The organism is Pedobacter ginsenosidimutans, from assembly GCF_001442625.1.
Lineage (GTDB): Bacteria > Bacteroidota > Bacteroidia > Sphingobacteriales > Sphingobacteriaceae > Pedobacter > Pedobacter ginsenosidimutans.
The window spans coordinates 23,667-43,922 of sequence record NZ_LMZQ01000051.1 but is presented as its reverse complement, the minus strand read 5'-3'; the positions used below and the strand labels follow the sequence as shown (position 1 = coordinate 43,922).

Genomic DNA, 20,256 nt, shown 5'->3' with positions numbered 1-20,256 from the left:
CACGAAGGAAGTAAAGACGTAGTAATCTGGTCGTCAATAAAAACCGGAACGCAATGGAGTTTACCAATCGAAATTGCAAATGGGATAATAAACGATACCAGCAGATTTGCCTGCTGGAACCCTGTTCTTTTTAAAACAAAAAACGGCACTTTGTTTTTACATTATAAGGTCGGTCCAAATCCCAGGACCTGGTGGGCAGAATATAAAACATCTGTTAACAATGGCAAAACATGGTCTAAAGCACAGAAATTGCCTAAAGATTTCTTAGGACCAATTAAAAACAAACCCATTCAATTACCAAATGGAACAATTCTTTATCCCTCAAGTACTGAAAGTTTAGATGAAAAAACATGGGCAATCCACATTGAGAAATCAGATGCTGATGGTAAAAACTGGAAAAAGATCAATATCAACTGTGATACGTTTGGTGTAATCCAACCTTCTATTTTAACCTATCCAAACGGCAGGTTACAGTTATTATGTAGAAGCAGACAGAATGTGATTGTAGAAAGCTGGTCGAAAGATAATGGTGAAACCTGGTCAAAACTTAAGGCTACTCAATTGCCTAATCCAAATTCGGGTAGCGATGCCGTAACCTTAAAAGATGGACGGCAATTACTTGTTTATAATCCGTTAACAGCAGGCAAAAACTGGTGGGAAGGCAGATCAGCATTAAAACTGGCCGTATCAAGCAATGGAGAAAACTGGCAGGATATTTACACACTCGAAAACCATGCTAAAGGCGAATATAGCTATCCGGCCATTATTCAGGATAGAAGCGGCAACATACATTTGAGCTATACCGCCGAGCGGAAGAAAATTACTTATGTAGAAATCAAGGTTAGTCCATAGTCCATAGTCCATAGTCCATAGTCCATAGTCCATAAGGTGGAATGAAGATTAGAAATAAGGTTTAATCTGGAGTATTATTTATTTTGGTTAATGGTTAATCCCTGATAGTCAATAGCAATTTTCTCTACCCCGTCTTGTCTATTAACCATGTGTTATTAAACCATCAGCACGTAACCTGTTTGCTGTACCAATAAACCCAATGGCCGATGAACCAATGAACCATAAACCATCATCCATTTTACATATTGTGCCCTATATTTTCCATCCTGAGCATCTTTTCTGTATCTTCGGTAAATTCAGTTTAGCATATGGCAAAGAAAAAATCGGCAAATATAAAATTGGTTCTGAATCAATTGGTTAGTGATGTTTTTGAAAAAAACAATAATCAGCTGCTTAATTACAAGCAGGTTTCGGCCAAATTAAATTTGAACGATCAAGAATCTAGAGAAACCATTCTCGAGATCTTAAAAGAAGGAAAAAGTGCAGGGATTTTCTTAGAACCAGAAAAAGGTAAATTTAAACTTAAAGAACTGCAGAATTTTATTATCGGTACGGTTGATATGACTGCCGATGGATCTGCATATATCGTTCCAGAAGATGAATTTGAAAAGGATATTTTTGTAGCCCCGCGAAAACTCAAAAATGCATTACACGGTGATACCGTAAAGGCTTATGTTTTTGCAAAGAAAAGCGGTCGTAAAAACGATGGTGAAGTTGTCGAAATTATTAAAAGAGCAAAATCAGATTTTACAGGTGTAATCAAGATTTCAGATCGTTTTGCATTTGTAATTGCTGATGATAAAAAAATGATGCACGATATTTTTGTACCATTGGCCGATATCCACGAAGCCAAAAACGGCCAGCGTGTATTGGTAACCCTATCAGATTGGCCTGAAAGTGCAAAAAACCCGATCGGTATTGTTAAACATGTACTGGGTAACCAGGGCGAAAACAATACTGAAATGAATGCTATTTTAGCACAGTACGGTTTTCCATTAGAATTTCCACCTCAGGTTGAGCGCGAAGCCAATGCCATTCCTGAAGAAATTCCTGCAGCAGAAATTGCCAAAAGAAAAGATTTTAGAAAAGTATTAACTTTTACCATAGACCCGGCAGATGCGAAAGATTTCGATGATGCCATTTCTTATCAAAAACTTCCTAATGGAAACCACGAAATAGGTGTACACATTGCCGATGTTTCGCATTATGTAATTCAGGGAACCGAACTGGATAAAGAAGCTTATAGTCGTGCGACCTCTGTTTATCTGGTAGACCGTGTAATTCCGATGTTGCCAGAGCGTTTGAGTAATGGAGTATGTTCATTGCGCCCGCACGAAGATAAATTGTGTTTTGCAGCGGTTTTTGAATTAGATGAACAAGCCAACATCCAGTCTGAATGGTATGGAAGAACGGTGATCCACTCCGATCGAAGATTCAGCTATGAAGAAGCGCAGGAAGTAATCGAAAATAAAGCAGGCGATTATGCTCAAGAAATATTGAAACTGAATGAATTGGCTTATATCCTTCGCGACCGCAAATTCAAAAACGGGGCCATCAGTTTCGAAAGTACTGAAGTTAAATTCAAGCTTGATGAAGCTGGCAAGCCAATTGGTGTTTATGTTAAGGAACGTAAAGATGCCCATAAACTGATTGAAGACTACATGCTTCTGGCCAACCGTAAAGTTGCCGAGTTTATCGCCAAGAAGACTAAAGGAAAAGACAAACTGACCTTTGTTTATCGCGTGCACGATTCACCAAATATGGAAACCCTGAATACTTTCGCAACCTTTGCTTCGCGTTTCGGTTATAAAATCAACACCAAATCGGATAAAGAAATTGCAAAATCGCTAAATAACCTAATGAATGATGTTGAAGGTAAGAAAGAACAAAATATTCTAACTTCACTGGCCATAAGATCAATGGCAAAAGCAATTTATTCTACTAAAAAAACCAGCCACTATGGTCTGGCATTTGAATATTACACGCACTTTACTTCCCCTATCCGTCGTTATCCCGATGTAATGGCACACAGGCTTTTACAAACTTACTTAGACGGTGGTAAATCGGCAGATATGGAGTTTTACGAAGTGGCCTGCGTTCATTCTTCAGCCATGGAGAAAAGAGCTGCTGATGCCGAACGTGCTTCTATTAAATACAAACAGGCCGAATACTTAGAGAATAATATCGGTACGGAGTACAAAGGTATTATTTCGGGTGTTACCGAATGGGGTATGTATGTAGAGATTGAAGAGAATAAATGTGAAGGTATGATCCGCTTAAGAGACATATCAGACGATTTTTATGTGCTCGATGAGAAAAATTACTGCATAGTAGGCCAACGCAAAAAGAAAAAATACCAATTGGGTGATGAAGTGATGATCAGGGTGAAAAAAGTAGATCTTTCTAAACGTCAAATCGATTTTACCCTAATTCCAGATTAAAAATACAAAATTGTGCCTTAAACACAGTGTTTACGCAATAATTACAATGCATACTACAGAAGAATTACAACAAATTTTAGATACTGCAATACAAAATTTAAAGTTTCCGGATCATCCCAAACAGCTTTACGATCCGATTACTTATATCATTAATCTTGGCGGGAAACGGGTAAGGCCACTATTGGTTTTAATGGCGACAGAGTTATTTGGTGAAGATGCAAACGAATCGATCCACGCTGCTATGGCCATTGAGGTTTTTCATAATTTTACGCTGGTTCATGATGATATTATGGACAATGCGCCACTCCGCCGCGGGAAAGCCACCGTACACGAAAAGTGGAGCACCAATATTGCGATTTTAAGTGGCGATGTAATGATGGTGGAAGCAAATAAAAACCTTGCAAAAGTTAACCCAGCCTTTCTTGCTCCGGTGTTAAATACCTTTAATGCAACCGCTCAGGGTGTTTGCGAAGGTCAGCAATTGGATATGGAATTTGAAGGTCGTGATGATGTGAGTATTGAAGAATACATCAACATGATCAGGTTAAAAACGGCAGTGCTTTTGGGTGGCGCCTTAAAGCTTGGTGCCATTATCGCTGGTGCCTCAGAAAAAGATGCAGACTTAATTTATCAGTTTGGCGAAAATATCGGCATTGCCTTCCAGCTACAGGATGATATTTTGGATGTATATGCTGATCCTGAAAAATTCGGGAAACAGGTAGGTGGCGATATTATAGCCAACAAAAAAACCTTCCTCCTGTTAAAGGCTTTCGAACTTGCCGATGGAGAAACCAGGGCATCATTAGATACCTGGACGGCATATAAAGAATTTAATGCGCAGGAAAAAGTAGATACTGTACGCCAGGTATACGATACTTTGGACATTCAGTATATTGCCAAGGCAAGCATGAATAACTACCTCAACAAAGCCTTAGCGGTATTTGCACAAATTAATGTGAGCGATGAAAAGAAAGCAAATCTTTTAACACTTACCGATCAGTTAATGGCAAGGGAGTATTAATTAAAAAGAGTTGTCAACTTTTATAGCCAAACGGACCGAAAGTTGACAACTCTATATTTCCTTTACTTGTCAGTCTGAGCCTGTCGAAGACCCTTTCATGGTTAAATCAAAAAAATGTCCTTCGACAAGCTCAGGATGACATGTTTTTCATTTAAACACTCAAAATTTCCATATCTTAGGCCTTTACCAACTTATACCTGATCCAAAAATCAGAAGATTTAGCTGCCGATTCGCCGGTTTCTGATTGTCGTTGGCCTCCACCTCCCATTCTTCCACCACCCATACCGCCACGGCCACCACCGCCCATTCCTCCGCCCCCCATTCCACCTCTACCACCCGATCTACCTCTGCCACCGTTTGCACCTTCAGGCCTACCTTCTCTTTTAAAACCAGATTTATTCGGCTCATTAATTTTAATATTGTAAACCAACGGCTTTTTAAGGTCTAATCCTACTTGTAACTGTGCTAATGGAATGCTTAATTCGTAAATAAGATCTCTATTGGGATGAATGCTCATTCCCGTTTCAATGCCGTCCTGGTTCATCGCTGGCAACTCACCATCAGCAATATTTTTAAATCCGGAAACCTTAATACTTTTATTCATTGCGGCCGGATCATGCAGCTCGTTATCTTTATCAGGTGATAAAGGAGTATGTTCAAGGTGTTCATCTCCTTCCTTCGGCATTGGAGGCCTATCCATTAAAGGAAAGGTTAATTTCATTCCATCTTTTTTCTTGCCTTCAGTATTGATGTTCAGCGTTATTCCCCCTCTTAATACACTAAAAGTGGTTTGGGGATCTAACGATTCAATAATGATGTACAGGTTTTTGTCATCATTGGCCAGAGCAAAAGCCAGTTTGGTAGCATCGTTGTATTGGTTAAGCGGTTCGTTCCACTCGTTCGATATACCATCGGCCTTAAAGGGTTTCACCATGCGGATATTCTCTTCTACATCTTGTGCTTTAACCGAAAAGCCGACTGACATAATAGAAAAAACAGATAAGCTGAGTATTTTAAAATTCATCGTCAATAATTAAATAATGATATACGAATGTATCGCGATGAATTGTTAAATTTTGTTATTTAACAGGCTTTAACAATTGGTTGGAGTTGGGGGATTTGGTTTGGAGTCGATTAATCGGTCCCCACAATATGTCACCCTGTCCAAAGGACTCCTGTGAAGAGCGGAGTCGAAGGGTAATTAACAGGTCTTGAGTTGAGTGCCAATTAACCGAATTGACCAATGAACGAATGACTAATGAACTACCGAGCCACATAAAAACAAAAAAGTCCCGATTTGCATCGGGACTTTCCTTTATAACTTTGATACTAATTATTCTGCAGGTGCAGCTTCTTCAGTAGTTTCGTCTTTTTTAGCTGCTTTTTTAGCAGGTGCTTTTTTAGCAACCGGAGTTGCTTCAACAACCTCTTCAGCTACAACTTCTTTTTTCGCAACCGCTTTTTTCGCAACTGGTGCTTTAGCTACTGCTGCTTCAATTTCAGCTTCAGTGATAGGAAGGATAGAAACATAAGATTTGTTATCTTGTTTCTTTCTGAAAATTACAGTACCATCAACTAAAGCAAATAAAGTGTGGTCTCTACCAATACCAACACCTTTATCAGGGTGGTGTTTTGTTCCACGTTGACGTACTAAAATGTTTCCAGCGATAGCTAATTGCCCACCGAAAATTTTAATACCTAAACGCTTACTATGCGATTCACGTCCGTTTTTCGAACTACCGGCTCCTTTTTTGTGTGCCATGATTTTATATTTTGTAACTCGCTAAAAAGCGAATTATTGGGTTAACAATTAATTATAGAGTGATGTCAGAGATCTGAATCTTAGTGAAAAACTGGCGGTGACCATTTTTCTTTTTGTAACCTTTTCTACGTTTTTTGTGGAAAATAATTACTTTATCACCTTTTAAATGAGATACGATCTTAGCTGAAACTTTAGCACCTTTAACTGCAGGAGCACCTACAGTAATTGCACCACCGTTGTCAACCAACAATACATTATCAAATTCAATACTAGCGCCTTCATCTCCTTGTAATCTGTGTACAAAAAGGTGCTGGTCTTTAGCAACTTTAAATTGCTGCCCTGCTATATTTACTATTGCGTACATTGTTTAAATATTAGTTTTTTAATTTTTATTTAACGAGGTGCAAATATAGAACAAATTCAATTAACACACAAATACATATCGAAAATATTTTTCACTAAAATCATACGGTATCAGGATTCAGAGAAATTAAGGATTTCAAGATCGATTTGACGACTATTTTAATTGCATTTTTCGAAAATCAAGGCTCAATAATTCTTAGGCTAAGCCTACCCTACTGCCAATTGCAACAGTTATACTGTAGCGCATAGCCTGTACAAGGCAAAAAGCTTCTTCCCGTTTTACGCTTATACGCTTCGCTTCCTCGTTCCTCGTTGCTGCAGGGTAACGCTTCAACCGGGGCTATTGGGCCAAAACAGCATTTCATTTCCGGGGTTGCCGGGTGCAGAATCCCTAGTTCCTAAACCCGATTGCAGTGGTTCCGATTCTTCATCGGAAAGAACGGAAAGCGGGACTGAAGCCTGCCAAGAACCGCTATACCTTCATTTCCAAATAGTAAAAAAATGCCCCTGTGCTATTCACGCTCCGCCGCAGATCCTTCGACTCCGCTCTCCACAGGAGTCCTTTGGACAGGATGACATATCGGAACGAATTTACCTGTTTATGAATCTTCACGACTAAAATACGCCACTCCTCTATCTCCCATGATCTATTTTTCCATTTTCTCTTCGTTAAAAAATGTTAAAGCGTTTTTCTTATTACGAATATTTCGTAGATTTACGAAAATTAAATAGATAACTTAAAAACAAATCTCATGAAACTAACACTAACCATCTGTTTAGCAACTGCCTTAACCATTTCCGCAAAAGCCCAAAACCCCGATAAGGCTTTAGCAAGAGTAAGGTATACTTTCACACACATCCAGGATACTACGCAGCGCGATAAACCGAAAACCGAAAACATGTTACTCGTAACTGGAAAAAATGCTTCTGTTTATACCAGCTACGATAAGCTGAATCAATCGTTAAACACCCAGAAGCAGATTCAGGAGCAGATGAAAAACCAAACAGGCAACTCCAATATCAAAATCGAGGTGAAAAGTGAAATGAAAGTTCCATTAACACAGGAAGATTATTTCTTTTTTGCCAATGAACATAAAATGATTACCAAGGAGCGCCTGTTTAACAATTACCTTATTGAAGAAACTGCTCCACAAATTGACTGGAAGATTTTAAAAGACACCACGAGTTTTTCAGGCATTGCATGCCAGAAAGCAACCGCAACCTTTAAAGGCAGAAAATGGATTGCCTGGTTTGCCACAGAAATACCTTTTCAAAGTGGTCCATGGAAATTAAATGGATTACCCGGCTTAATTATAGAGGCTTATGATGAGAAAAAAGAAGTAAAATTTACATTCGCTGGTCTCGAAAACGTAAAAGACGATGCCAACCAAATAAACCCGGGTGAGGATGGCAAAATTGTAATGCCCAATGGCACAGGTGTAGTCAAAATGGTGGGAATAGATGTAAGCACCTCTTACCTTGGATCGGAAATTAAATTACCTGCAGATGCCATTAAAACGACCAGAAAAGAATTAGATAAACTTAAAGCGGCAAGAGATAAAGATCCTCAAGGTTTTATGCAGGCTCAAATGGCCGCAAGTGGTATGCAAGGTTCTTTTAAGGCCAATCCTGCTCCCCGTCCGGCGGGAGGCACAACTATAAACAAACCCGAGATCAACAATCCAATCGAAATTCCGGAGAAAAAATGAGAAACTACGCGATAATGCTGATGCTTTTGCTCGCTGCTTTTTCGGCTTTAGCACAAAAACCGATCAAAGGAATTGTTAAGGATAGCAATGGAAAAGCGATTGAGTCTGTTAATGTCAGTTTAAAAGATCCTGAAGGGAACATAATCAATTTCACCAGGACCAACCGCAATGGCGAGTTTAGCATTACTTTAAAAAATGATCAGATTACCGGCTATAAAATAGAAGCATCGAGCATTGGGTATAAAAAACTGAGCACGATTATAACGGATATAAATAAAAGTTACGATCTCGTTTTACAAAATAGCGAAACAGCACTGGAAACGGTTACCGTAAAAAACAGACCATCTTTAAAGGCAAATGGCGATACTTTAAATTACAGGCCATCTGATTTTGCCGATAAACAAGATAGAAGTATCGGCGATGTACTTAAAAAAATGCCTGGTATCGAGGTTGCCGAAAATGGAAAGATCAGTTATAACGGAAAATCGATTTCTAACCTCTATGTAGATGGCGACAATCTTTTGGACGACAAGTATAACATCGGCACTAAAAGCATCCCACAAAGCGCCGTAGACAAGGTGCAGGTGATCCAGAATGACCAACCGATTAAAATGATGCGTAAAAACAACATGAGTGATGATGTTGCACTTAACCTGGTGATTAAAGACGATGCTAAACTGAAGGTAATGGGCGATGCGACGGTTGGTGCCGGAATGCCTAACCGCTTTGATGAAAACCTAACGGCCATGTTATTTAATAAAAAGCTGAAGTTCATCAATAATATTAAAGGCAACAACATTGGCAACGATCCGGGTATTGACCTCACCTCGCATAATTTATCGGATTATTTAAAACGCCTCGACAACGATAAGCCAAGCGGTTTGTTATCAACAGGAGCAGCAGGTGTGCCCTCTTTACCGCAAAGCAGGTATCTTTTTAATAAAGCTGGATTGATCAATCTAAACAACTTATATAAGTTTAACCAGGACCTGCAATTAAGGGCAAACCTTTCGTATCTGTACGATCAGCGCGACCAACAATACAATAAATTTTCAGAAACCTATCTTTCAGGTCAAACCATTAGCTATTCAGAATCGCAGAACAATGCCATCAATCCGCAAAAACTCCGTACTCAGTTTAACCTGAATGGAAACGCAGACAAATATTACCTGAACAATAATTTTGTATTGGATTATGCGCCATTTAAAACTTCTTCAGGGTTTGTAATCAACAATGTGGCCGCGAATCAGATTTTGCGTCAGCAAACGCTCGATATCTCAAATGAATTTAATTACCGAAAAAAATTGAAGTCGGAAGACGTGATTAACCTCTACTCCTATTTAAATAGAACAACGCAGCCCGAAACATTAAACATTACCCCAGGACTTAATGCTGATATTTTAAATAATGGAAATAGTTACCTGGGTTTAAACCAGTACATCAAAATACCAACCTGGTACACCAATAATTATGCATCGTTCGCTTTTGTAAAAAACAATTTCGTGCAAACCTATAAGGCTGGTTTTAATGTGCAACAGCAACAGCTCAACTCTGAGCTTTACCGTACACAAAATAAACAGCAAACAGAACTGGTTTCGGGTAATGCGGTAAATGACCTCGATTGGCTTAAAACAAAGCTATACACTGAGGCAAACTACGATTTCACAAATGATAAAATAAAAGCAGGATTGAGTTTGCCTTTGAGTTACAATCAAATTAATTATAGCGATGAGATGAACCAACTAGACAAAAGCCTGCACAAATTATTCCTAAACCCATCTCTTAATTTAAAATATCAAACCAGTCCGGAGAATTATGTAACGGCAAATTATGCCTTCCGGAATGATTTGGGAGGAATTGACGATGTTTATCGCGGTACAATTTTAAAAAATTATCGCTCGCTTTTCGCCAACAATGCCCCAATTTCAGAATCAAAAACCCATAATATTGGAGCTGGATTTAACTTTAGAAAAGCGATGCAGATGCTGTTTATTAATTTAACGGCTAACTACAGCGATGCCGAACTGAACACCATTTCTTCATACAGTTTGAGCAACAACATTCAACAAAGGGTTGTACTGCCTTTAAGCAATCACATCCGTACGCTCTCATTTAGTGCAAACGCAAGCAAATACCTTTTCGACCTGAGAAGTACAGTGAGTGCAGGTGTAACTTTTTCGCAAAGTAAATACGATCAATTGCAGAATAATGAACTATTTGCCTTTAACGCGCAAACGGTTTCTTATAAAGTAGGTATAGAAGCAAAACTTACTAATTTTATCAATTGGTCTTACCTTGCAAATTTGGCAGTAACCGATAATAAAGCCAAAGTTGCTGATGCGATAAAAACAAATTTCCAACAGCTTAGACAGCAATCCACCCTGGCCATTACAACCCTGAGAAATGTGTATTTAAATTTATCAGCCGAACATTTATTTACGCATCAATCTACCCAGCCGAACCTGAAATACCTTTTTGCTGATATGAATATTAAGTATAAATACCTGAAAATGAAAACGGATTTAGAATTTGGCTTAACCAATCTGGCCAATATCAAAAGGTTTGATGCGATTTATCTTTCAGCAAATTCACTCACCACCGGAACCTATTATATACCGGGAAGGGTGGCCATGCTGAAAGCTACTTTTAATTTTTAATAAATAGATTCGTCATTGCGAGGAGGAACGACAAAGCAATCTTTCATGCTAGTGATTCTTGCCATAAAGATTGCTTCGTCGGCTGAAAAAGCCTTCTCGCAATGACGACTTTTTTTAGAATTTAATTATTTCAAACCGATCATGGCTTCATACTAATCTGAATCGCCTGATTATTTCTGTCAACTTTGAGATCAGAAATCTTATTTACATTCAATTTATCAAGCTCCTCTTTTGAGATTTTATTACCATTTAAAAAATAGGTTGTGGTTTCATTAACCATAGTCCCATTGCCTGTTACATGTTGATTTCCATCTTTATCAGCTGAGGTTTTGGTTGTTGATTTTAAAAAATAAAACATCGCAACACCGTTTTTCTTAGGCAAAGGCAAATTCTCGAAATCACTGTTTTTATCAGCTAAGACATTAACAGCAATGCTTTTATGGTCTGCATTTGAGGTATCAGTAAAGCTAAAATGTTGTACAAAGGTTTTGCCTTTAAAATTTCCATCCGTTTTAAAGCTCATGATCTTCACTTGCTTACCTAAACCTTTTAAAGTCTCTTCTATCGATTTTCCCGAAGAATCTGCACCGTCTACAATGCTTTTAAAAACAAAAGTCATTTTGGTAGCAGTATCAGGTCTTTTCAGTGTATCAATAAAAATTTTATTTTTGAATTTAGATTTTAAAACTGTTTTTGGCTGTACAGCTACTTCAGCAACCTTTTCTGGCAAAACATCATTCACTATTTTGGTTATGGGTGCTAAACTTTTCTTTACGTCCTTTTTATCGATGGTAAATGCTAAAGTAACGCAAAGCAATACAGGTAAAACGAATAAATACCTGGTTAAATTTACTTTTGAAGAACGTTTCGCGTTCATCATTTTAATCCGCTTTTTAAGGTCGGATAGATTAAAATTATTCACAATAGCTACCGATGACTGTAACGTTCCAACATCTAACAAGCTATATTGATAAGCTTTTTTATCGATTCCTTTTTTTAAAATCTTGGCATCGGTAATAAATTCAATGTTTTCCCTTACTGCCTTTTTCATCAACCAAACTCCTGGATTAAACCAGTAGAAAACCACACAGATTTCGGCCAGAATAATATCTAAAGTATGCCATTCTTCTACGTGTACTTTTTCATGTTCGAGAATATTGTTTAAATCTTGCTTTTTGTGCAGGCGCGGATTGATATAAATGGTTTGCCAAAAACTAAATGGGCTTACTTCATCGTTTAAAATCCTTACCTTATAATCATCTAAATGATCGGGCGAAGAATTTTTATGCATTCTATAAAGCGAAATAAACTGCACCAGTAACCTCATGGCCATTAATACAACGCCAACATAAAAAAGTACAGTTAAACCTTGCCAAAATATCGAAACAGCATCCTGTTGTACCAATTTACTTACCTGTTGGTTGAGTTGCGGAACGAAGGCAGGTACGGCTTTTTGAGCAGCAAAAAACTCGGTGAGGTTAATAAATGGATAGGCAGAAGAAAAGATGATCCCAAACAGCAAAAATATCCTGTTGATGGAGTAGAAAGTTAGTCTCCGCAACACCAGGTAGTAGGTTACCGAAAACAAGATCAGCACCAGATTAATTTTCAATAAAATGATAAAGAAATGTGGCATGGCATTTACTTTTCAGGGTTCTCAATTAAATTTATAATCTCTTTAAGTTCCTCCGCACTTATTTTTTTATCCTTTGCAAAAAAAGCAACCAGTTCTTTATAAGAGCTTTGGAAATAATTATTCACAAAACCACTCATAAAACGCTTTTTATACTCTACCTCCTTAACTTTTGCACTATAGCGGTTGGCATTGGCAAAACGTTCGCTCACCAGATAACCTTTGCGTTCTAAATTCTTGATGGTAGAGGCCAATGTAGTATACGGTGGTTTGGGATCGGGAAGTACATCCATAAAATCTTTGATAAAGCCCTTACCTATCTGCCAAACAGCCAGCATAGCTTCCTCTTCCTGTAATGTTAATTTTTCCATTATTACGAATATATCGTAAATATACGAAAACATCCTAAAAGGAAAAAGACTTTAACAAAACGCTAACATTTAACGCTTTATTAAAGTCTTTTTTGGTTCATTGGCCATTAGTCAATGATTTAATCGGTTAACTGTCTCAAACGCCAATTTAATTTAATCGCCTTGAGACTCTGGACTCCCGATTTTGGACTAACCTCACCTACTTCCCGCTTCTTTTTTCGGCTTGTAATAGGGTTTCCTGAATGATTTTTCTCATTTGAACAGCTGCATCCAGTAATTTTGGATTGCCATCAAAGTCACCATAAATGGTTACGTGTTTTGACTTTTTTTTATAATTGAAAGTTATATTATAACGCGGTACCAACCTGGATTTATCACTTTTTTTACCAATGGTATCTGGAAAATTCCAGAGGCCGATTTCATTTGCCTTTCTATGCATGTATAACACATCATTGCTCTTTAAAAAGAACTTTTTGGTAACCACTGAGTCCTTATTATTTACGTATTGGTAAACACCAGTCTTTGAATCATACGTATTTTCCAAAGTATCTTTTAAGCCATAACTATATTGCATTGAAACAAAATCATCCTTACGAAAAGGCGCGTTCTGTATAATAGGCTTATAATAGATGTAACAATAAATGATCATCGGAACGATAATGGTAATGGCTAAGAATATTTTTTTTCCTCTACTTGACACTTGATGTTGAATTATTGAATGAATATTAAATGATTAAATAAGAGCATTATTGAATGATTAATAAGATTCAGGACTACCGACTTTAGACTTACGACTCCTTAAGCTCCCCTTCCCACTTACTTACCACTGCTGTTGCAATGCTATTTCCAACAACATTAGTTGCAGAACGGCCCATATCCAATAAAGGATCGATACCAATTAACAAAGCTAATCCTGCTTCCGGAATATTAAAGCTCGCGATAGTACCGGCAATAACCACTAATGATGCTCTTGGTACACCAGCAATTCCTTTACTGGTTAACATTAATATTAAAAGCATAGAAATTTGTTGCTCGAAACCTAAATGGATACCATAAGCCTGTGCTATAAATAAAGAAGCAAAGGTCATGTACATCATTGATCCATCTAAATTGAATGAATAACCCAATGGCAGTACGAAACTTACAATTTTATCTTTGCAGCCAAAACGCTCTAAAAGCATCATTGTTTTCGGATAAGCTGCTTCGCTACTTGCTGTACTGAAAGCCAGAAGTGCTGGTTCTTTCATATCATTAACCAAACGGAAAATTCGTTTTTTCAATACTAAAAATCCTAAGAAAATTAACACCGCCCAGAGTATGGCTAGTCCCAGGTAAAATTCGCCTATAAATATGGCATAGGTATTTAATACGTTAAGTCCTTGTTTCGCTACAATGGCTGTCATGGCACCAAAAACCGCCAGAGGTGCGAAATTCATCACATAACCTGTCATTTTTAAAATTACGTGGGCAATGGCATCAAACGCTTTGATTACAATCTGGCCTAAATCGCCAATAGCAGCCGTTGCTACACCAAAGAATAAAGAGAATACAACAATCTGCAAAATTTCGTTGGTTGACATCGATTCGGCAATGCTTTTCGGAAAAACGTGTGCGATAAAATCTTTCACACTCATCGATGCTTTCTGGATCCCCGTATTTACCAATTGATCGGGTAATGATAATTTCATGTGTCTTCCTGGTTCAAATAAATTGACCAGAACCATCCCCAAAACGAGCGACATTAACGACATGGCCAAAAACCAGCCCAGTGTTTTACCACCAATTCTGCCCACAGCTTTAATATCGCCTACTTTGGCTACACCAACCACTAAGGTTGTAAATACCAATGGTGCAACAATCATTTTAATCAGGCGAAGAAAAATATCGCTCAATAACGTAAAGTATTCTAATTTTTTCTCTCTGATATCTTCGTTCTCTTTTTTGATTTTAGCGTTTGCTTTTCTTTCAGCCTTAAGCTGTGTGTAGCCAATACTGGTGGTATCGGTCGTTTTGGCAATGCTTACCTCTATACTTTTAACTTTCGCATCGGCGGTGAGTATTTTCTGGTTATAGACATCGATTGAATTGACATTTAAAATATAGCCCAATGCAATACCCGCAATCAGCGCTAAGAAAATGAAAAGCGTGAGTTTGTTTTTCTTCATGAATATAAAAAGTTTGTAGTACTCTTAATTTGGTAAAACTACGATATTTACAGCGTGTAACAAATTTTGATAACAGCTGAGATTAAAAAATATATCAACGTCGTTGAGTTAAGCCATTCGGCGAAGCAGAAATAATTTAACAACAGATAGAAAGGATGCACACAGATGTAAAAATCCGTGTTTATCTGTGTGCATCTTTGATTAAAAACTTTTAACTCAATGGCATCAAAAAATATATTATTTTTGGTTCTTGATGTAACAAAAAACGCACATCATCATCTAAAACGCAACTATAAACCCCTAAATGGAACAAAAAGACAAGTTATTTAAAGAGATCTTCGATTCAAATTCCAAAAAGATATTCCATTTATGTTATGGTTATACTGGCGATACCGACGCTGCAAATGATCTTCTACAGGAAACTTTTTTAAAGGTTTGGCAAAATCTGGATAAGTTCAGAAACAAATCTTTAATTTCTACGTGGATTTATAGAATTGCCGTGAATACCTGTTTAACTTATTTGAGATCGGAAAAAAGACAGGCGAAAGACGAATTAACAGATAATATCATAGAAAATAAAATAGAGGAATTTTCAGAGAAAAATGAACAGGTTGCCCTACTTTATAAATGTATATCCAAGCTCGAAGAGAATGACCGTTTAATTATTACAATGGTACTTGATGAATTACCATACCATGAAATTGCCGATATATCTGGAATAAGCGAAGGCAATTTGAGGGTAAAAATTCACCGCATTAAACAAAAATTAACAGAACTATATAGCCAGTATGCAAGCGTTTGATCAAATACAGGAGTTGTGGCAAAAGCACGAGGTAGAAGTTAAGGTTTCTGCTGATGAAATGCTGCAACAAGCGAAGAAAGAAGTAAATGGCATCAAGCTGAAGTCGGCTTTGAACATTTTGGGTATGCTGGCATCCTTTATTGCCATTGCTGCATTGTGGATCTTTTTTCACTTCGAATCGTGGACTACACACGTCGGGATCAGCATCACCATTATTGCCATTGGCGTATATACCTTAATTCTGTATCGCGATTACAGGCTAATTTCGAAAACCGATTTCACCGCTCACCCGCACGAATATTTAAACAACTTAAAAACCTATCAATTAAACCGTTATAAACTGTACAACTCTTTATATTGGTTTTATATGATTGCACTTTCGTTGGGCATCATATTTTATTTCGTAGAAATTCTTGCGCACTTTAATACTGTTCAAAAAGTTTTGGCTGTAGGCTTAACCGCATTATGGATATTATTTTGCTCAACGATATTAAGAAAAGCGGTAATGAGCAGGGAAAAAGAACGTATAGCTTTATTGATCGAGAAATTTGAGCGCATTAGCGGACAAATTTCTACCCCCGAATAATTTTAGGCACGGTTTTTTCATTGTAAAAACCAACACATGAAACCATTATGATTTACCATTTAACAATGGAATAACTAAGTCATGATAGCTTCACCAGCGTTGAAACTAAAATTACACAGGTGAAAAGACATATTATATCCCTTTTATTTTTACTGGCACTGCCATGTACTTTTGCTTTTAAACAAGATTTTTCCGGTCCCATTCAATTGAATTGGGAAACGCATTTTAAAGGTAAAGCCGATATGCGCTCGCCATTTTTTGCTCTGACTGCAATGACATGGAAATACAGTTACTCCAGCACTGTTTACCGTAATCGTGTTGCCATTAAGCTTAAAAACGATGTGAGCATTGATAAAACTAGGTCGTGGGTTAAGTGGGATAAAATTAAAGACCCTGAAATTAGGGCAAGCCTTTTACACCACGAACAAGGACACGCCGATATCCAGTATGTTTTATTATTGGAGGCCGAAAGGGTATTAAAAAACCGGAACTATTCTGTAAGCAACTATAAAGCTCAAATATCAGAACTCGCCAATCAGATCAGCAATTATTTCGACACCATGCAACGTAACTATGATGAAGAAACCGAGCATGGCAGCAATCATAAAATGCAGGCCCGATGGGATGACATTATCCAGGATAAGATTGAAGAATCGAGAACTGCTATGGCCGAATTACAAAAATAGTTTTGGGATAAAAACAATAAAGCCAACCGCTACCGCCAGAAATGCAGCCACCAAAACCGCAGCAGCAGCCAAATCTTTTACTATTTTAATTTTTGGGTGATAATCTGGAGAAACCACATCGGCCAGTTTCTCGAGAGCAGAGTTTAAAATTTCGGCAACAAAAACAGCCGAAATAACAGATAAAATGGCAATCCATTCCGAACCGGAAATTTTCAGGTAAAAGGATAAAACAATAGCAACGATTGCTGCACACAAATGAATTCTTCCGTTATGATCGTTAACGAAAAATAGCTTCAGACCATTAAAGGCATATTTAAAGCTCTTGATCCGATCGATGATAGAAAATTTTTCGTTGTTCATTGTTAATATATGGTTAATTGCATAAAAGATCCTTCGACTACGCCCAGGATGACACCGTGCTGAAGAGGCGTCATCTCGACTGCAGCGTAGCGAAATGGAGAGATCTATCTAGACAGACTTGTGGGCTGCGTTGTACTCCGCTCGAAGTGACGATTACCTGGATAGAATTGCCTTCAACACACACAATACGTTAAACGTCATCCACCTTACACCTTCTACCCTACTTTACCTCGCTTGTAGAAAAACTATTTCCGCTTAATTTATATTGATAGGTCCGGGTAACTGTTTTAGTACTATCTGTAGCATCTTTTACCGGGAAAGAACGGAACAGGTCACCATTTTTAATAAAAAAATTATCGTTACCATTATAACCTTTCTTTTGACTGTTACTTAAAGAAGGGAAACTGATTTTATTGAAATCGCCACGCGTGTATTCAAAAACATTTAAATCCGAAACTGTTTTTTTGCTTAAGAGCTGAATATACAATTCAGGATTTCCATCATTGTCTAAATCCATATTCCAGGCATCAATCAGAATACCTTTACGATCCACAGCAGCAGATTTATAATTATTACGCACAGAATCAGACATCAGAATCTGATATCCCCCAATAGAGTCAACCCCTTTTCCCCAGCTTACAATTTCGAAATTTAATCCAGGTCTCACTTCTATATCTTTATAAAAACGGAAAGGGTTTTTCTGCACTTTTTCAGTTTCTGTCTTAATTTCTTTAGGTTTTTCTTCTGTGCATGCAAAACAAAACAGCATCCCTGTTATTAACAAGAGATGCTGTAATGTATATTTCTGTAATTTCATTCTATTTAGGACGTTTTGGTTGCCCCAAATTAAGTATTTTAGCTTTTTAAAGCAACAATTTATTTCTTTGCATCTGTTTTAACTTCAGGTGCTCCGTTATTTAAAACGGTTTCGGTAACTACGCTTCTTCTGCCACTTGGTGCAATAACAATGGTTTTTAACACTCTTTTTTCGCCTTGTGGTACTGTAATTTTAATTGGTGAGGTATACAAGAATGCATTTTCTGATGGACGTGACAAATCAATCGAATAATAAATTTTAGCTCCGGTAACAGGTGCTTTTAAATCAATTGTAAATTCTCCGCCTGTTAAAGGTTTATCGCTCTGACCAATTGGTGTAGGAACCCAGAAATTAACATTCATTTTATCTAAACGGGCCAAATGAGCTGGTAAACGTTGTTCAGAAAAGTTCTTTAAATCTTTACGCTCAACCGGCGACCATGCAATTTCAGATAAAGCCAATAAACGTGGGAAAGCATGATTTTCTGCTTTTGCAGTTGTTTTAATATACTCAGACCACATGTTTGCCTGTACACCTTTGATGTATTTTCTTTCATCAGCAGTTAATACTTTCGGAATTGGATCGTAAGCGTAAATCTTTTGATAAGGGGCAAATCCACCAATGGTTACCGGCTCATCAGGAGAGTTAGATTGTTTATGGTCGATATATAAACCCATCGATCCTGGGGTCATAATTACATCGTGTTTTTGTTGTGCAGCTGCAATCCCACCATCTTCACCTCTCCAGCTCATTACGGTTGCATTAGGTGCCAAACCACCTTCTAAAATTTCATCCCAACCAATAATTGAGCGTCCTTTTCCGTTTACATGTTTTTCTATCGTTTGGATGAAATAGCTCTGTAATTCATGCTCATCTTTCAAACCTTTCTCTTTCATCAGGCTCTGGCAAAAGGTAGATTCTTTCCAATAGGTTTTAGGTGCTTCATCGCCACCAATATGAATGTATTTGGAAGGAAAAATAGCAATCACTTCATCCAACACATTTTCTAAAAAAGTAAAAGTATTGGCTGATGGTACAAAAATATCATCAAAAACGCCCCAGGTTTGTTGTACCTGTTTGCCTTTTCTGCTACCCGCCCATGGTGTTTTATCGCTGATAAAAGTATCGCGATCAGGAAAACAGCTTAATTCAGGATAAGCAGCAATTGCAGCAGAAGCGTGTCCTGGCAATTCGATCTCAGGAATTACCGTAATGTATTTCGTAGCTGCATATCTCACAATTTCTTTAGCTTCTTCTTGGGTGTAATATCCCTTAACTTGTGTAAGATAATTGCCATTGCCCGGATAATTGCCAATAATCGATCCATTACGTGAAGAACCGATTTCTACCAGTTTTGGATATTTTTTAATCTCCAATCTCCAGCCCTGATCATCAGTTAAATGCCAATGGAAAGTATTGATTTTATAATAAGCCAACTGATCGATGTATTTTTTGATAAAAGAAATCGGGAAGAAATGACGGCTTACATCCAACATGGTTCCGCGGTAGGCAAAACGGGGATAATCGTTAATATCAACTGCCGGGATGGTAATTTTATCAGCCAATTTATCTGGCATCATCTGCATAGCAGATTGAACCGCATAAAAAAGGCCTGCACCTTTTCCTGTTAAAATAATTTGTTTAGGGGTAACTTTAATCGTGTAACCTTCAGCAGGCAATTGATCTGCTCCAACAGATGTTAAAACAATTGCTTTCTGGTTAGGTTGGGTAATTTTAGTTTCACGTAAGGCAAAACCTGCCTTGGTAACGATAAAAGCGTTTAATAAATCGGCCATCTTTGCGCCGTCGATGCTTTGATTTACTAAAACCGTGGTTTTATCTAAAATGAAATTTCCGTTTGCCCTGGTAATGGCTACAGGTGCAGGTATGATACCCAGATTAGGATCACTCTGCGCAAATGCACTCGTGCTGATTAATACTCCAATAAAAATCGATAATGCTTTGTTCATGTTGTGTTTTTGATTTTATAGATTTATTTGATTTTTTGAAACAAGATAGAGATAATGACCA

The 20,256-nt window shown here is 37.6% G+C and carries 18 protein-coding genes; 8 read left to right on the top strand and 10 right to left on the bottom strand.

The features are described 5' to 3' along the window. The 3 genes from ASU31_RS25475 to ASU31_RS25465 form a co-directional block, all read left to right on the top strand. Positions 1-852: sialidase family protein (locus tag ASU31_RS25475; protein ID WP_057935062.1), on the top strand; the 852-nt coding region annotated here is incomplete at its 5' end. Positions 853-1,160: 308 nt separating this feature from the next. Beyond that, the gene (gene rnr, locus ASU31_RS25470) at positions 1,161-3,293 is read left to right on the top strand and encodes a ribonuclease R (protein ID WP_057935061.1); all 2,133 of its coding nucleotides are present in this window, start codon (positions 1,161-1,163) and stop codon (positions 3,291-3,293) included. A gap of 46 nt (positions 3,294-3,339) precedes the next feature. Beyond that, on the top strand, positions 3,340-4,314 hold the full coding sequence (locus ASU31_RS25465) for a polyprenyl synthetase family protein (RefSeq protein ID WP_057935060.1): 975 nt from the start codon (positions 3,340-3,342) through the stop codon (positions 4,312-4,314). A gap of 175 nt (positions 4,315-4,489) precedes the next feature. On the opposite strand, the gene ASU31_RS27895 is transcribed toward ASU31_RS25465, so the two are convergent. From ASU31_RS27895 to rplU, 3 genes are all read right to left on the bottom strand, one after another. Beyond that, the gene (locus ASU31_RS27895) at positions 4,490-5,338 is read right to left on the bottom strand and encodes a hypothetical protein (RefSeq protein WP_057935059.1); all 849 of its coding nucleotides are present in this window, start codon (positions 5,336-5,338) and stop codon (positions 4,490-4,492) included. Positions 5,339-5,647: 309 nt separating this feature from the next. After that, entirely contained in the window at positions 5,648-6,076 is a 429-nt protein-coding gene (gene rpmA, locus ASU31_RS27320) for a 50S ribosomal protein L27 (protein WP_083505544.1), read from the bottom strand. A 52-nt stretch (positions 6,077-6,128) separates the two neighbouring features. Then, the gene (gene rplU, locus ASU31_RS25450; protein WP_025146774.1) at positions 6,129-6,440 is read right to left on the bottom strand and encodes a 50S ribosomal protein L21; all 312 of its coding nucleotides are present in this window, start codon (positions 6,438-6,440) and stop codon (positions 6,129-6,131) included. 751 nt (positions 6,441-7,191) lie between these two features. On the opposite strand from rplU, the gene ASU31_RS25445 reads away from it, so the two are divergent. Further along, positions 7,192-8,148: a GLPGLI family protein gene (locus ASU31_RS25445; protein ID WP_057935058.1), complete on the top strand. Its 957-nt coding sequence runs from the start codon at positions 7,192-7,194 to the stop codon at positions 8,146-8,148. Continuing rightward, entirely contained in the window at positions 8,145-10,805 is a 2,661-nt protein-coding gene (locus ASU31_RS25440; RefSeq protein ID WP_083505543.1) for a TonB-dependent receptor, read from the top strand. Before ASU31_RS25445 ends, ASU31_RS25440 begins: the two co-directional genes overlap by 4 nt. A 139-nt stretch (positions 10,806-10,944) precedes the next feature. Here ASU31_RS25440 and ASU31_RS25435 read toward each other — a convergent pair whose 3' ends face one another. From ASU31_RS25435 to ASU31_RS25420, 4 genes are all read right to left on the bottom strand, one after another. Further along, positions 10,945-12,441 carry a M56 family metallopeptidase gene (locus ASU31_RS25435; RefSeq protein WP_057935056.1) on the bottom strand — a complete coding sequence of 499 codons (1,497 nt, stop codon included), beginning with the start codon at positions 12,439-12,441 and terminating at the stop codon, positions 10,945-10,947. Between the two features lie 5 nt (positions 12,442-12,446). Next, positions 12,447-12,809, bottom strand: a complete 363-nt coding sequence (locus ASU31_RS25430; protein WP_057935055.1) for a BlaI/MecI/CopY family transcriptional regulator — start codon at positions 12,807-12,809, stop codon at positions 12,447-12,449. A gap of 199 nt (positions 12,810-13,008) precedes the next feature. Beyond that, positions 13,009-13,509: a hypothetical protein gene (locus tag ASU31_RS25425; protein WP_057935054.1), complete on the bottom strand. Its 501-nt coding sequence runs from the start codon at positions 13,507-13,509 to the stop codon at positions 13,009-13,011. An 88-nt stretch (positions 13,510-13,597) separates the two neighbouring features. After that, positions 13,598-14,974, bottom strand: coding sequence for a dicarboxylate/amino acid:cation symporter (locus ASU31_RS25420; protein ID WP_057935053.1), 1,377 nt, complete (start codon positions 14,972-14,974; stop codon positions 13,598-13,600). A 304-nt stretch (positions 14,975-15,278) separates the two neighbouring features. Here ASU31_RS25420 and ASU31_RS25415 point away from each other — a divergent pair, with 304 nt between their 5' ends. The 3 genes from ASU31_RS25415 to ASU31_RS25405 all read left to right on the top strand — a co-directional run bounded on the left by ASU31_RS25415 (position 15,279) and on the right by ASU31_RS25405 (position 17,048). Then, positions 15,279-15,776 carry an RNA polymerase sigma factor gene (locus ASU31_RS25415; RefSeq protein WP_029275756.1) on the top strand — a complete coding sequence of 166 codons (498 nt, stop codon included), beginning with the start codon at positions 15,279-15,281 and terminating at the stop codon, positions 15,774-15,776. Continuing rightward, positions 15,763-16,362, top strand: coding sequence for a hypothetical protein (locus tag ASU31_RS25410; protein WP_057935052.1), 600 nt, complete (start codon positions 15,763-15,765; stop codon positions 16,360-16,362). The genes ASU31_RS25415 and ASU31_RS25410 overlap by 14 nt, the downstream gene beginning before the upstream one ends. Before the next feature lie 119 nt (positions 16,363-16,481). Further along, positions 16,482-17,048: a DUF922 domain-containing protein gene (locus ASU31_RS25405; protein WP_157258305.1), complete on the top strand. Its 567-nt coding sequence runs from the start codon at positions 16,482-16,484 to the stop codon at positions 17,046-17,048. Here the strand turns inward: ASU31_RS25405 and ASU31_RS25400 are convergent. From ASU31_RS25400 to ASU31_RS25390, 3 genes are all read right to left on the bottom strand, one after another. Then, entirely contained in the window at positions 17,037-17,408 is a 372-nt protein-coding gene (locus ASU31_RS25400; protein WP_057935050.1) for a diacylglycerol kinase family protein, read from the bottom strand. The two genes, ASU31_RS25405 and ASU31_RS25400, sit on opposite strands and share 12 nt — an antisense overlap. A 220-nt stretch (positions 17,409-17,628) precedes the next feature. Further along, positions 17,629-18,225, bottom strand: coding sequence for a hypothetical protein (locus ASU31_RS25395; protein WP_057935049.1), 597 nt, complete (start codon positions 18,223-18,225; stop codon positions 17,629-17,631). 59 nt (positions 18,226-18,284) lie between these two features. After that, positions 18,285-20,195 (bottom strand): beta-N-acetylhexosaminidase, encoded by a 1,911-nt coding sequence (locus tag ASU31_RS25390; protein ID WP_057935048.1) that lies wholly within the window; start codon positions 20,193-20,195, stop codon positions 18,285-18,287. Positions 20,196-20,256: the final 61 nt, after the last annotated feature.